The organism is Stenotrophomonas sp. AG209 (assembly GCF_003550055.1).
Classification (GTDB): domain Bacteria; phylum Pseudomonadota; class Gammaproteobacteria; order Xanthomonadales; family Xanthomonadaceae; genus Stenotrophomonas.
In genome coordinates this window covers 1,574,359-1,588,955 of the sequence record NZ_QXDB01000001.1, presented here as the reverse complement: position 1 = coordinate 1,588,955, position 14,597 = coordinate 1,574,359, and the positions used below count along the sequence as shown (strand labels likewise).

Sequence of the window (14,597 nt, the reverse complement as noted above, 5' to 3'; positions counted from 1 at the left end):
GGGTGGCCGGGTCAATAGGCATTCTCACGCAGCCAGGCGTGCACGCTGCGTATGTCGGGCAGCGCGAACACCGCCTTGCTGGGTTCACGTTCGCCCACCAGCACGCTCCAGCCATGCTGGCCGTTGGCGGCGTCGAAGCCGAACTCATCGGTCAGGTCATCGCCGAGGAACACCGGCAGGCGGCCACGGAAGGGCAGGTACTGCATCATCCGCCGCACGGCGCGGCCCTTGTCGGTGCCAACGGGAACGAACTCGACCACGTGGTCGCCCGGTTGCAGGCGGTAGCTGGCACGGCCACGCACATGGCGGTCGGCGAAGGCGCGCACATCACTTGCTGCATGCGGCGCACCGCGCCAATGCAGCGCCAGGCCGACGCCCTTGTCTTCCACCAGCACGCCGGGATGGCCGTGGGCAAAGCGCATCGCCTGCTGGTGCAGCGCGTGCAGCCACTCGGCGGTGTCGTCGTCGTGTTCGTCGCGCAGCACACGACCGTCCTCGCCACGCAGTTCGTGTCCATGCAGGCCGGCGGCGGGCAGCTTCAAAGGTGCGAACAGTTGATCCAGCTGTGCAAGCGGGCGACCACTGACCAGTGCTACGGCACCTTCCAGGCGGTCGCTGATGCGGCCGATGGCTTCACGCACATCCGGCAGCAGCTGCACGGCATCCGGGCGTGCAGCGAATTCGATCAGGGTGCCGTCGACATCGAGGAACAACGCGCAGGCGTCGTCCAGCAATGGCGGTGGCGGACGCAGGGGGAGCGGTTCAGCCATGACGCCCAGCTTGCCAGCGTGGGCGTGTACGTGGGGTCGAGGGCAGGCTACGACCCTGCTTCGGTGGGTGCCGACCGTTGGTCGGCACGGCAGGTCACCCTGCATCGAGCCCAGGCAGTGCGGACCAACGGTCCGCACCCACCCAAGGCAATCACACCCAATGCAATCAGAACGTATAGCGGACGCGGCCGTAGTAGTACGCGCCGTTGCTGCCGATCGGCGACAACACGTCGTACGGCAGATTGCCGAAGTAGTGGATATCGCTGTTGGATCGATCCGGGTAGTTGTCGGTCAGGTTCTGGCCGCCGATGGCCACGCTCCAGCGCGGGGTGATGCGGTACTCCACTTCCGCATCCAGCTGCCATTCGGCCTGGTAGGTCTGGCGCGGGATGTAGCCATCACCGAAGTTGAACACGCGGGTGGCGCTGCCATAGCGGTTCACGCGGGTGCTCAGCGACCAGTGGTCGTTGCTCCATGCGGCCGAGAAGCTGCCGCGCGTACGCGGGGTGGCATCGGTGAGGGTGTTGGTCTCTTCGATGCCGAACAGCACGTAGTCCGGGTTCAGCGAGCGCAGCTGCGCCGGCGTGGCCAGCACGTTCTTCAGCGTGGTCTTGGTGTACGCATAGGTGCCGGTCAGCAGCAGCTGGCCATCGCCCAGCGACTGGCGCCAGTTGCTCACCAGCTCGGCGCCGCGGGTGCGGGTATCGGCGGCATTGACGAAGAAGCTGGCGCTCTGCAGGCCGCTGACGCCGTAGTTGGCCGCCACGTAGTCGGTCAGCGCATCGCCGGTGATGCTCTCCGACAGCGCGATGCGGTCGTCGATGTCGATCTGGAAGAAGTCCAGCGACAGGTCGAAGTGCTCACCGATGCGGCTGGTGAAGCCCAGCGAGGTGTTGATCGATTTTTCCGGCTTCAGGTCCTGCGCACCGAGGCCGCGTGCGATCGGATTGTTGACCGACAGCAGGCGGCCCTGCACCAGCTGTCCGCCGGCGTTGTAGCCGGTCGAGGTGGACTCGTAACCGATCTGCGCCAGCGACGGCGCGCGAAAATTGTTGGAGATGGCACCGCGCAACGCGAACGCCGGGGTGAATTCATAGCGCAGGCCGAGCTTGCCGGTCAGTTCACCGCCGAAGTCGTCGTTGTGCTCGTAGCGCGCGGCCAGATCGGTGGAGAACTTCTCGCCGAACTGGCTGGACAGGCTGGCGTAGGCACTGGCCACGTCGCGCGACAGGCGGGCCGCATCCTGCGGCGTCAGGCCACCACCGGCCTGCGAGCCGGTCGGGCGATCGGTGTAGGGGCCGGCGGCGTAGCTGGCCGGGTCGCCGGGACGGGTCTGGTAGCGCTCATGGCGCGCTTCCACGCCCAGGCCCAGGGTGTGGCTGATGCTGTCGCTCTGGGTGAACACGCGGCTCAGGTCGAGGTTGCCCACGGTCTGCGCGTACTCGTAGTCGGCGGTCTTGAAGCGGGTCGGGCTGGTCGGGCCCAGCGAGGCGTTGAGCGAATCACGCAGGCGGTAGGTGAAGTCATTCTGGCCGTAATCCAGGCTGCCGTCGTAGCTCCATTCACCCCACTGGCCGCGCACGCCGGCCACGGCCTGCACGTCGCGGTTCTCGCCCTCGGAGATCGGCCGGTAGCCGTTCGGATAGACCTGCTTCCAGTTGGCATCGCCATCGGGATAGCGGAAGTAGTTCGCGCCTTCGGTATCCCGCTGGTTGAAGGTGCCGAACGCGTAGAACGTCGACGTCTGGCCCACCGGAATCTCGGTGTTCAGCCACAGGTTGATGTCCTTGCTCTTGCCATCGCCCAGCACATAGTTGCGCTTGCCCTGCAGCGCCAGGTTGTCCGGCGTCTGGTCCCACGGCGGAATCTGGTCGAAGCCGGCGCGGTTGGTGCCGTTGCGGTGCTTGTATTCCAGGCCGACGCGCAGGAAGCCTCCGTCCTCGCCCAGCGAGGTGCCGACCTTGGCGCTGATGTTGCCGGTCTGGCCGTCGGTGAGGGTGCGCCCGATCGGCTTGAGGTCGGTGTGGTTGGCACCGTAGCTGGCCTCGATCTCGCCGCCGTCGCCGCCGTTGTCGAGGATCACGTTGATCACGCCGGCCACGGCGTCCGAGCCGTACAGGGCACCGGCGCCGTCGCGCAGCACTTCGATGCGCTTGATCGCGCTGACCGGGATCGAATTGAAGTCGACCGGCGTGGTGCCCTTGCCGATCTTGCTGTCGGTGTTGACCAGCGCGGTGTGGTGGCGGCGCTTGCCATTGACCAGCACCAGCACCTGGTCCGGCGACAGGCCACGCAGCTGCGCCGCGCGCACATGGTCGGCGCCGCCGGAATTGGACTGGCGCGGGAAGTTGAACGACGGCAGCAACGCCTGCAGCGCACTGCCCAGTTCACCATTGACCACGCCGGCCTTGCGGATGTCCTCGGCGGTGAGCACATCCACCGGCGAGGTGGATTCGAGCACGGTGCGGTCGGCGGCACGGGTGCCGGTGACGATCACCGTGTCCAGGTTGGTGGCGTCCTGGGCCAGGGCCGGGACGGCAGCGGAGGAAAGCGCGAGGGCGATGGCGAGGCCGAGCGGCGACGCGGGCAGGCGGGCGGACATGGGGGCTCCAGCAACAACGACGACGGGGAAGGGGGAGATAGTTTCACTTACATCCATCCGGATGAAGCGATATATTATCTTCGCGTGATGACCGGTGCCGATGCAAGCCCCTATCGGTCCGGCATGAGCTGATGCCCTGTTGGCATCAGCACGCCGGGCCGGTGGCGCTGTACGCTGCCGGCTCGCCTTGTCCCCCTTCCCCGGAGCTGTACCGATGAAACACCTTGGCCTCGTCTTCGCCGTGCTGCTGGCCACCAGTGGCTGCGCCAGCCTGTCCTCGCAGGCGCCCAGCGCCTATGCCACGGCCACCACCGCCGAACTGAAGGGCGATGCCGCACGCCCGTCCGCCGGCCACGGCTGGGTGCGCAGCGAGCTGTACTTCGGCGTGGGTGAAGAGCAGGGCGCCGGCAACCGCCCGCAGGCCGACACCATCAGCGAGACGCAGTGGCGCACCTTCCTGGACAAGGAAGTCACCCCGCGCTTCCCGGATGGCCTGACCGTGTTCGATGCCTACGGCCAGTGGCTGTTCCGCGGCGATGCCTCGCCCAACCGCCTGCGCACCAAGGTGCTGGTGGTGCTGCACGAGGACACCCCGCAGCGCCGCGCAGACATCGAGGCGATCCGCCTGGCGTGGAAGCAGCAGACCAAGCATCAATCGGTGCTGTGGTCGCGGCAGCCGGTCGAGGTATCGTTCTGAGGTGAAGGTGCCAGCGCGGTGCCGCAGGGAGCGATGATGAACTACAGGGAATGCATGCTGGGCCTGGTGTTGGCAGGCGTGCTGGCACCGACGGCGCAGGCGCGTGGGGATGACGGCGAAACGCTGCGGTTCCAGGTGGCCGCTCACGTGCAGGCGCACGCCGATCCCCAGCAGGACGGCAGCATCGTGGTGTAGCTGTCACCGTCGGGCAAGCGCCAGACGCTGGCGGGTGCGGCGGATGCCGACGGCAATTCGCAATGGTCGCTGGAAGACGTCGATTTCGATGGCTACCCGGAACTGGTCGCGCGCGCCTCGGTAGGCATGGTCAACGAGGCGGTGGCGGTGTACCGCTTCGATCCGGCCAGTGCCGGGTTCCGCGCGCTGCAGGCCGACACCCATGGCAAGGACAGCTGCGGTGACCTGATGGGGCTGAGTGTCGACCGTCCGAGCCGCACCCTGACCAGCAGCTGCCGCAGCGGCCCGATGTGGTACACCGACCAGTACCGGTTTTCGGGTGCAACGCTCTACCTCTACCGCAGCGAGACTGTGCTGATGCTGGGCGACACGGTGAACGCCGCGCTGCATTGGGAACAGACCGACGAGCAGGGCCCGCTGGCGGTCTGGCGCACCTATGATCCTGCTGGTCGTGTGTTGGAGAGCGCCATCGGCGATTGCCTGGGCGCACCGCCGGATGGGCCGCTGCGTGGCCAGCAGGCCACCGTGGTGCCAGCGCGGTTGTTCCTGTTCGACCGACCCGGCGCATCCAGCACCAAGCGTTACCTGGTGCACGGCGACCGTGTGGAAATGCTGGATGAACAGGATGGCTGGATGAAGCTGCGCTATCGCAATCCGAAGCAGGGCGCGGTGGAAGGTTGGATCAACGTCAACGATTGAAGAAAAAAGGGGACGGAGGGAATTAAGTCGTTGACGGCACAAACGACTTGATTCCCTCCGTCCCCTTTTTTTGCGGTGGCATCACTTCACCGGGTCTAGCCTCGGACGTTCCCCCGTTCGAGGATGTATCCGATGAGCAAGCGCGTGGCCGAAATCGTGGTGGACGCCCTGCAGCAGGCTGGTGTCCGCCGTTGCTACGGCATCGTGGGCGATACGCTCAACCATGTGACCGATGCGATGCATGGCAGCGAGATCGCGTGGGTGCACGTGCGCCATGAGGAAGTGGCAGCGTTCGCTGCAGGCGCCGATTCGCTGGTGAGCGGCGAGCTGACCGCCTGCGCCGGTTCCTGCGGCCCCGGCAGCCTGCATTTCATCAACGGCGTGTTCGAGAGCAACCGCAACCGCGCGCCGATGGTGTTGATCGCCAGCCAAGTGGTGACCAGCGAGCTGGGCATGGAATTCCCGCAGGAAGTGGACTTCAAGGCGGTGTACGCCAGTTGTTCGGTGTTCTGCGAGCAGGTGCACAGCGCCGAACAGGCGCGCCGCGTGGTCACGCTGGCCTGCCAGGCCGCGATCAGCCGCCGCGGCGTGGCGGTGGTGATCCTGCCCGCCGATATCAGCCAAGCCGAGGTGAAGCACGATGTGCCGTTCTCGGTGCACTACGCCCAGCCGGTGCTGCGCCCGTCGGATGCCGAGCTGCAGCGCATCGCTGAGCTGCTGGGGCAGGGCAAGCGCATCGGCATCTATGCCGGTGCCGGTTGCCAGGGCGCACACCCGCAGTTGCTGGAGCTGGCCCGGCGCCTGCAGGCCCCGATCGCGCACACCTCGCGCGCCAAGGACTTCGTCGAGCCGGACAACCCTTACAACATGGGCATGACCGGCATCTTCGGCATCGAATCCGGCTTCCACACGCTGATGGAGTGCGACACGCTGCTGCTGCTCGGCGCCGATTTCGCGTGGGGCCAGTTCTATCCGGACAAGGCCACGATCATCCAGGTCGACCGTGATGGCAGCCACCTCGGCCGCCGCCATCCGGTGAACCTGGGCGTGGTCGGTGACATCGCACCGACGCTGGACGCCTTGCTGCCGATGCTGCCGCCGCGCGAGGACAGCAGTTTCCTGGACGAGTGCATCGAGCGCCGTGACAAGGCGCTGAAGAAGCGCGAACAGGAAGAACAACCGGGCGAAGGCGAGTTGATCCACCCGCAGCACCTGACCGCGCTGCTGTCGAAGTACGCGACAGACGACGCGCTGTTCACCGCCGACGGCGGCTCGCCGATGGTGTGGGTGCTGCGGCATATCCGGGTGAATGGTCGCCGCCGTACGCTGACCAGCCTGCTGCACGGCACGATGGCCAACGCGATGCCGCAGGCACTCGGCCTGCAGAAGGCGTTCCCCGGCCGCCAGGTGATTTCGCTGTCCGGTGACGGTGGCCTGGCAATGCTGCTGGGCGACCTGCTGACGGCGGTACAGGAGAATCTGCCGATCAAGGTGGTGGTGTTCAACAACGGCTCGCTGAATTTCGTCGAGCTGGAGCAGAAGGTGGAGGGCCTTCTGGACAACTACACCGACCTGAAGAACCCGGACTTCGGCCGCCTGGCCGAGGTGATCGGCTTCCACGGCCGCACGGTGACACGCAGCGAGGATCTGGAGGAGGCGGTGCAGGACTTCCTGGTGCAGCGCGGCCCGGCGCTGCTGGACGTGCATACCAGCCGCGCCGAGCTGGTGATGCCGCCGCAGATCGAGGCGAAGCAGGTGGCCGGTACGGCGCTGTACGCCGCCAAGGCCGTGTTGAACGGCCGCTTCGACGACGTGAAGCATCTGCTGGTGGACAACTTCCTGAAAAAGTAGGGGGTTGGTCGATGCAGGGCTGCGCCCTGCACCCGCCGAAACCACGGCAACCGCCGAAGCAAGATTAAAAGCAGGTTTGGCGTGGGTAGGCGAGGTGGATCCGGTTGCGGGGGACGCCGTAAACCCGTCCCTGGGGGCTTGGCCGCGGCATCCATGCCGCGGACACCCCCGCAACCGGACCCACCCCGCCTTCGACAGTTTCCTGCGATCTGTCGGAACGGCATATTGCACTGGTGGGTGTCGACCTTGGTCGACACGGTGGATCCACGCCATATGTGGATAACGGAAGAACGATCGAAATGATCTTCTGTAGGGCCGAGCCATGCTCGGCTCAGCGCGAAGCGACCCGCTTTTGCTTTTTGATCTTTTGATTCTCTTCCGTGGCTGGCACGCGCAGGAAACTGTCAGGGGCCGGTCGGGATGGGCTGCGCAGGACCGTTGGCGCCATGGATGGCGCCATCGAGCCCCCAGGGATGGGTTTACGGCGTGTCCTGCGCAGCCCATCCCGACCGGCCCAACCCAGAAATCGCTGTCCGCGACCAACCCAGCCACGAGGGGCCCCGCCGTTGGCTGGAACCCATCATTCCACGACGGAATTGGCGCGCTGGCCCCGCTGGGCCTACCATCGGCGGTCCCCACCCCCACCGCCCCTTCCATGTCCGCTCCCGCTTCCGCCGCACCGCGTCGCTGGTTCGTCGCTGGCGACTTCAACGGCTTCTTCGGCCTGGTCGTCGACAACCTCTCCATCCTCGGCTTCATCGCCATGGCCCTGGTCGGGATCTTCCAGTTCCCCGCCGACGTGGTGTTCGGCCGCATGTTCCCCGGCACCGCCTTTGGCGTGCTGGTCGGCAACCTGCTGTACACCCTGATGGCGCGCCGGCTGGCCGCGCGTACCGGCCGCGACGATGTCACCGCCATGCCGCTGGGCCTGGATGCACCCACCAGCATCGGCATGGCCCTGCTGGTGCTCGGCCCGGCCTTCCTCGCGTTCAAGCAGCAGGGCATGGATCCGCATGCCGCGGGCATCGCTACCTGGCAGCTGGGCATGGCTGCGCTGGTGATCATGGGCGTGCTCAAGTTCGTGCTGTCGTTCTTCGGCGAAGCGGTCACCCGCGCGCTGCCGCGTGCCGCACTGCTGGGTTCCATCGCCGGCATCGCGCTGGTGCTGATGGGCCTGCTGCCGCTGCTGGAAACGCTGCGCTCGCCGCTGGTCGGCTTCACCACGCTGGGCCTGCTGCTGTACGTGCTGATCGCCAAGGGCAAGCTGCCGGTGCGTGGCCCGGGCGTGCTGCTGGCCTTCGTGTTCGGCACCGTGCTGTATTACGGCCTCGGCCTGGCCGGCTTGGGCGCACCGGGCTTCCATGTGCCGGCGTGGGTGCCGCCGCAGGTGGTGCTGCCGCTGCCGACGCTGGGCTTCCTCGACGGCCTGCCCACCGCGATGACCTACCTGCCGCTGCTGCTGCCGTTCGGCCTGCTGATGGTGGTCGGTGGCATCAACGTGTCCGAAAGCGCGCGCGCGGCCGGCGATGACTACCGCACCCGCGACATCCTGCTGGTGGAAGCGGTGGCCACGCTGGTGGCCGGTGTCTGCGGCGGCGTGGCGCAGACCACACCGTACATCGGCCAGCCGGCGTACAAGCACATGGGCGCCCGCAGCGGCTACACGCTGCTGACCGGCCTGTTCGTCGGCATCGGCGGCATGCTCGGCATCATCTCCGGGCTGGTGCAGTGGCTGCCGTTGGCGGTGCTGGCACCGATCATCGTGTACGTGGCCATCGACATCACCACCCAGGCCTTCCAGGCCACGCCGCGCCACCACACCGGCGCGATGGTGTTCGGTTTCCTGCCGTCGGTGGCGTACCTGCTGGCGATCAAGGCGCCGGGCTGGATCGCGCCGGACCAGCTGCCGCAACTGCTGACCAAACTGGATGGCCACGGATTGCCTGAGCTGGCGGTGATCTTCACCCTCGGCAACGGCTTCATCATCACGTCGATGCTGTGGATCTCGGCGGTAGCCGCGATGGTCGATGGCCGCCTGCGCCGTGCCTGCGGCTTCCTGCTGGTGGCCGCAGGTCTGACCCTGTTCGGCCTGATCCATTCGGTGGATCCGCGTGGTGGCATCTACCTGCCGTGGGACCTGGACGGGCTGGCACGCATCATCAGCTGGCAGTTCGCCGGTGCCTACGTGGCATTGGCGCTGCTGCTGGGCCTGCTGTCACTGCAGAAGCAGGCGGTGAAGCCGCTGGGTGAGAACCGCTGACCCCACGGTAGTGCCGGTCGCTGGCCGGCATGCTCATGGACCTCGGACGCAGTGTGCAGTTGCCGGCCAGCGGCCGGCACTACCGCTCCGCATCCAGCTCGGGGTAGTGGCGGAAGATGCCGTTGGTGTTGAACGGCAACCGCCGCGCCGAGGCCAGATAGGCGGCAATGTTGGGTCGTTTCGCCACCCGCTCCTGCAGCGCGCGCAGCCGGGGCAGGGTGGGGCCGAGCGCCTGCATGCGGCGCGGGAACATGTAGTCCAGCCCGCTCAGCAGCTGGAACAGCGACAGATCCACATACGAATGCTCGCGCAGTGCATGGCGGCCACCGTTGGCGGCCAGCACGTGTTCGAAGTAGCCCAGGAACTTCGGCAGTCGTTCGCTGCGCAGGGACGCGGCGCGTGCCTTGGCTTCGGTCTTCTGCTCTTCGTAGTACTTCGACGCGGCGATCGGATGGTGGGTGTCGTGCACCTCGGCCACCAGGTCGGCGATGGTCAGCTGCAGTTGCAGCGCCTGCAGCCGGCGTGAGGCGGCCTGCGGCACCAGGTCCAGCGACGGGCCGAGGAAATCCAGGATGGCCGCGACCTGTGCGATGACCTGGCGGCCCGCTTTAAGGAACGGCGGCGCGAAGGGCTGCGGGCCCTCGCTGCTGCCATCCAGGAATGGCTGCATCACCGCATCGCCGTGCACCCGTGCCATGTCGATGTAGTCGGCGCCGGCATCTTCCAGCGCCAGGCGCACGAACTCGCCACGGCCCTGGATGCCGGTCCAGTAGTACAGCGCGTACTGCATGGGAGTGCCTCCACAGGACAGAACTCATAGCCTCGCGCGGGCAGTGCAAAGCAGGCGTGAGCGCGGTTCTGGTGCAGGTCCCAACCCGAACGGCAGCGGAACAGGCGGGGAACCGGCTGCAATCGATGGGGTCACACCTTTTCCATGCGTGTGAAACGAGGTGCTGCATCATGCAGAGTGGAAAGGCGGTTTGGCCCTGGGTGCTGGGCGTGGTGGTGATCGGTGGCGCGGGTGGTTGGTTGTTCCGCGATCAGCTGAAGAGCCTGGCAGACGGTGTTTCGGTGCCGGTGCAATCAACCCCCGCCAGTACCGGCACACCGCCACAACCGACGGCAGCTGCAGAGCCCGCGCCGGCACCACCATCAATCAGGCATCCGCTGGATACCGAGGCCGCGGCGGATCCGGCACTGCCGAAGCTGGCTGACAGCGATGCCGCGGCCTGGGGCGCATTGAGCCAGCTGTTCCAGGGCGAGGGGCCGCTGACCCTGCTGCTGCGTGATCATCTGATCCAGCGCCTGGTCACCCAGGTCGACAACCTGGACAAGCCCAGCGTGCCGCCGACCGCGTTGGCCGCGCGCCCGCTGCCGGGCAACCTGCAGGTCGAGCCGGGCGAGGGTGGCGAACGCATCGCCGCCAGCAATGCGGCGCGCTATGCGCCCTACGTGCAGGCGTTCACTGCGCTGGACCCGGCGGCAACGGCTACCGCTTACAAACGCTTCTATCCGCTGATCCAGCAGGCCTATGTCGACCTTGGGCGGCCCGAGGGCTATTTCAACGACCGCCTGGTCACGGTGATCGACCACCTGCTGGAGACCCCGGAACTGGCCCAGGCGCCACTGGTGCAGCGCGATGAACGCGGCCGCTATCGATTCGTCGATCCCACCCTGCAGTCACGCTCGATCGGGCAGAAGGCCCTGCTGCGCATGGACCCGGCGCAGGCGCGGGCGGTCAAGCAGCAGATGCGGGCGATCCGCAGCGCGATCACGCGCTGAGCCCGTCCACCGCACGGAACTGATCGGGATCAACGCGCCGACCACACCCGTTCCGGCATGCTGGCCACAGGCTGACTGGCCTCGGGGTGCAGTCGCAGCCACCCTTGAAACGGGGTGGGGCAACCGCATCTTTCCAGCATCGCCGGCGCGGGCCGGCCCTGATGACCGATGAGGATTCGCAATGCGGATGGACAAGCTCACCTCGCGTTTCCAGCAGGCGCTGGCAGACGCACAGTCGCTGGCCGTGGGCCGCGACAACAGCATCATCGAACCGGTTCACCTGTTCAGCGCACTGCTGGACCAGCAGGGCGGCAGCACGCGCCCGCTGCTGGCCCAGGCCGGGGTGAACGTGCCGGTGCTGCGCGAGCGCCTGACCGAGGCGCTGGACGCACTGCCCAAGGTGTCCGGGCAGGCCGGCAACGTCTCGATGGGCAATGACCTGGGGCGCCTGCTGAACCAGACCGACAAGCTCGCCCAGCAGAATGGCGATGCCTTTATCGCCAGCGAGTGGTTCGTGCTGGCGGCGCTGGACGACGGCGGCACGCTGGGCATGGCGTTGCGCGCCGCCGGTGCCGACAAGACCCGCCTGCAGGCCGCGATCGACAAGCTGCGTGGCGGCGAGAACGTGCAGTCGGAGAATGCCGAGGAACAGCGGCAGGCGCTGGAGAAGTACACCATCGACCTGACCGCGCGTGCCGAGAGCGGCAAGCTCGATCCGGTGATCGGCCGTGACGAGGAAATCCGCCGCACCATCCAGGTGCTGCAGCGCCGGACCAAGAACAACCCGGTGCTGATCGGCGAACCTGGCGTTGGCAAGACCGCGATCGTGGAAGGCCTGGCCCAGCGCATCATCAACGACGAAGTGCCCGAGGGCCTGCGCGGCAAGCGCGTGCTGTCGCTGGACATGGGCGCGCTGATCGCCGGCGCCAAGTTCCGTGGCGAATTCGAGGAACGCCTGAAGGGCGTGCTCAACGACCTCGCCAAGAGCGAAGGGCAGATCATCCTGTTCATCGATGAGCTGCACACCATGGTCGGCGCCGGCAAGGCCGACGGTGCGATGGATGCCGGCAACATGCTCAAGCCGGCGCTGGCACGTGGCGAACTGCACTGCGTGGGCGCCACTACGCTGGATGAGTACCGCAAGTACATCGAAAAGGACGCTGCGCTGGAGCGCCGTTTCCAGAAGGTGTTCGTGGGTGAGCCGTCGGTGGAGGACACCATCGCCATCCTGCGCGGGCTGAAGGAAAAGTATGCGGTGCACCACGGGGTGGAGATCACCGACCCGGCCATCGTTGCCGCTGCGACGCTGTCCAACCGCTACATCACCGACCGCCAGCTGCCGGACAAGGCCATCGACCTGATGGACGAGGCCGCCTCGCGCCTGCGCATGGAGATCGACTCCAAGCCGGAGGAGCTGGACCGCCTGGAACGCCGGGTGATCCAGCTGAAGATCCAGCGCGAGATGCTGAAGAAGGAGAAGGACGAGGCCTCGCGGCAGCGCCTGGCTGACCTGGAGAACGACATCGATGCGCTGGAGCGCGAGTTCTCCGACCTCAATGAAATCTGGAAGTCGGAGAAGGCCGCGCTGCAGGGTGCAACGAAGATCAAGGAGCAGGTCGAGCAGGCCAAGCTGGAGCTGGAATCGGCGCAGCGCCGCCAGGATTTCGCCAAGATGAGCGAGATCCAGTACGGCCTGCTGCCGCAGCTGGAAAAGCAGCTGGCCGCTGCGCAGGAGGCCGAACACAAGGACTTCAAGCTGGTGCAGGACCGGGTCACCGACGAGGAAATCGCCGAGGTCGTCTCGCGCTGGACCGGCATTCCGGTCAACAAGATGCTCGAAGGCGAGCGCGACAAGCTGCTGCGCATGGAAGAGGTGCTGCACAACCGCGTGGTCGGCCAGGAAGAAGCGATCAGGGTCGTCTCCGATGCCGTGCGCCGTTCGCGCGCTGGCCTGTCCGATCCGAATCGCCCGGCCGGTTCGTTCCTGTTCCTCGGCCCGACCGGCGTCGGCAAGACCGAACTGTGCAAGTCGCTGGCCGAGTTCCTGTTCGACAGTGCCGACGCGATGATCCGCATCGACATGAGCGAGTTCATGGAGAAGCACAGCGTCGCCCGCCTGATCGGTGCCCCCCCGGGCTACGTCGGCTACGAGGAAGGCGGTTACCTGACCGAAGCGGTGCGTCGCCGTCCGTATTCGCTGATCCTGCTGGACGAAGTGGAGAAGGCGCATCCGGATGTGTTCAACATCCTGCTGCAGGTGCTGGACGACGGCCGCCTGACCGATGGGCAGGGCCGTACCGTGGACTTCCGCAACACCGTCATCGTGATGACCTCGAACCTGGGTTCGCACCAGATCCAGGACATGAGCGCCGACGACAGTCCGGAGGCCTACACGCAGATGAAGGCGGCGGTGATGGGCGTGGTGCAGGCGCACTTCCGCCCGGAGTTCATCAACCGCCTGGACGACATCGTGGTGTTCCACCCATTGGACAAGCAGCAGATCAAGCAGATCGCGCGCATCCAGATGCGTGGCCTGGAAAAGCGCCTGGCCGAGCGTGGCTTGAAGCTGATGGTGTCCGACGCAGCGTTCGACCTGCTTGGCAACGTTGGCTTCGATCCGGTGTATGGCGCGCGCCCGTTGAAGCGCGCGATCCAGGCGCAGCTGGAAAACCCGTTGGCGCAGAAGATCCTGTCCGGCGCCTTCGTCAACGGCGACACCATCGAAGTCGGCAACGACGGTGGCCATCTGGTGTTCGCCAAGGCGTGAGTCCATCGGGGCGCTGCCTGACCGCAGCGCCCCGTTTCCTGTGAGTAACGCCGGGCCCGGCCCGGCGCGTCCTCAGAAGCGGTGTGTGTACCCGCTCATCAGCCCGAACTGGTTGGGTTTCTGCACGATCGGGCTGTTGGCCGCATCGCCGAGCAGGCGCGTGCCTTCGGCCGAGATGTACCAGTTGCCGTTGCGGCCCGCGCGGTGGCTCCACTTCAGGCCGACACCGGCGCTGACCAGGCCGGCCTTCGGTTTGTGCTCGGCGAAGCCCGTGCGTTTGGCCTGTTCCGGGCTGACGCCGTACCAGGTCTGCATGTAGCCACGGTTGCCGTAGTCGGTGGACACGCTGCCGCTGACCACGCCTCCGGCTAGGTCGAACAGCGGCAGGGTCAGGTTCAGGTGGATCTGCTGGGTGGCCAGGCCGTTCTCGGCCTTGTCCTCGTCCTTGCGGGTGAACTGCCAGGAGCCGCTCAGCACGGCTTCGCCCAGCGTATAACCAGCCGAGACACCGACCAGGGGACGGGTATCGATATCGCCCATGCCGCGCAGGAAGTCCGAACCGCCGAGCAGCGAGTCCTTGTCCTTGCGGATGCCGCTGGCGCCGACGTAGGCGCGCACGCGGGTGTGCTCGCCGAGGGCGGTGCCCCAGCCGATGCCACTGGTGCCCAGAAACCAGCCCCCCGGCGAGGTGACATCGAAGGACAGCGACGGCGTCGCACGATACTCCTCGCTGCCGCTGTAACGCGGGGTCACGCCACCACCGGCGGCGAGCTCGAAGGTCCAGTGGTCATCCTTGGCGTGGGCGATCGGCGTGGCAAACAGCGGCAGCAGGGCCAGGCAGAGCAGGGTGGGGGAACGGCGAAGCTGGGACATGGAAACTCTCGGCAATGGGAGGAAAGCAGCGCGCGCATCCGGCGAGTGCTGCAGGGTCGCCAGCGTGGCGATACGCCGGCGACCGATCCGTCCGCAGTTGT

The 14,597-nt window shown here is 66.7% G+C and carries 9 protein-coding genes and 1 pseudogene; 6 read left to right on the top strand and 4 right to left on the bottom strand.

The window, feature by feature from the left end; translation table 11 throughout:
* Positions 1 to 11 precede the first annotated feature (11 nt).
* A complete protein-coding gene (otsB, locus tag DFO63_RS07430) occupies positions 12 to 770 on the bottom strand; it encodes a trehalose-phosphatase (protein ID WP_101765975.1) in 759 nt (252 codons plus the stop codon).
* Between the two features lie 166 nt (positions 771 to 936).
* A complete protein-coding gene (locus DFO63_RS07425) occupies positions 937 to 3,372 on the bottom strand; it encodes a TonB-dependent receptor (RefSeq protein ID WP_119006705.1) in 2,436 nt (811 codons plus the stop codon).
* Positions 3,373 to 3,586: 214 nt separating this feature from the next.
* Here DFO63_RS07425 and DFO63_RS07420 point away from each other — a divergent pair, with 214 nt between their 5' ends.
* From DFO63_RS07420 to DFO63_RS07405, 4 genes and pseudogenes are all read left to right on the top strand, one after another.
* Entirely contained in the window at positions 3,587 to 4,069 is a 483-nt protein-coding gene (locus DFO63_RS07420) for a DUF3574 domain-containing protein (protein WP_075676432.1), read from the top strand.
* Between the two features lie 36 nt (positions 4,070 to 4,105).
* Positions 4,106 to 4,963: pseudogene (locus DFO63_RS07415) on the top strand (SH3 domain-containing protein).
* Positions 4,964 to 5,095: 132 nt separating this feature from the next.
* Positions 5,096 to 6,814, top strand: coding sequence for a thiamine pyrophosphate-dependent enzyme (locus DFO63_RS07410; protein ID WP_119006704.1), 1,719 nt, complete (start codon positions 5,096 to 5,098; stop codon positions 6,812 to 6,814).
* A 655-nt stretch (positions 6,815 to 7,469) separates the two neighbouring features.
* On the top strand, positions 7,470 to 9,074 hold the full coding sequence (locus tag DFO63_RS07405) for a hypothetical protein (RefSeq protein ID WP_101765970.1): 1,605 nt from the start codon (positions 7,470 to 7,472) through the stop codon (positions 9,072 to 9,074).
* A 79-nt stretch (positions 9,075 to 9,153) separates the two neighbouring features.
* Here DFO63_RS07405 and DFO63_RS07400 read toward each other — a convergent pair whose 3' ends face one another.
* Positions 9,154 to 9,864: a glutathione S-transferase gene (locus DFO63_RS07400; protein ID WP_101765969.1), complete on the bottom strand. Its 711-nt coding sequence runs from the start codon at positions 9,862 to 9,864 to the stop codon at positions 9,154 to 9,156.
* 170 nt (positions 9,865 to 10,034) lie between these two features.
* On the opposite strand from DFO63_RS07400, the gene DFO63_RS07395 reads away from it, so the two are divergent.
* Both DFO63_RS07395 and clpB read left to right on the top strand, forming a co-directional pair.
* A complete protein-coding gene (locus DFO63_RS07395; protein ID WP_119006703.1) occupies positions 10,035 to 10,856 on the top strand; it encodes a DUF3014 domain-containing protein in 822 nt (273 codons plus the stop codon).
* A 181-nt stretch (positions 10,857 to 11,037) separates the two neighbouring features.
* Positions 11,038 to 13,623 carry an ATP-dependent chaperone ClpB gene (gene clpB / locus DFO63_RS07390; protein ID WP_101765967.1) on the top strand — a complete coding sequence of 862 codons (2,586 nt, stop codon included), beginning with the start codon at positions 11,038 to 11,040 and terminating at the stop codon, positions 13,621 to 13,623.
* A 72-nt stretch (positions 13,624 to 13,695) separates the two neighbouring features.
* Here the strand turns inward: clpB and DFO63_RS07385 are convergent, their stop codons facing one another.
* Positions 13,696 to 14,496, bottom strand: coding sequence for a MipA/OmpV family protein (locus DFO63_RS07385; protein ID WP_014038243.1), 801 nt, complete (start codon positions 14,494 to 14,496; stop codon positions 13,696 to 13,698).
* Between the last annotated feature and the right edge of the window lie 101 nt (positions 14,497 to 14,597).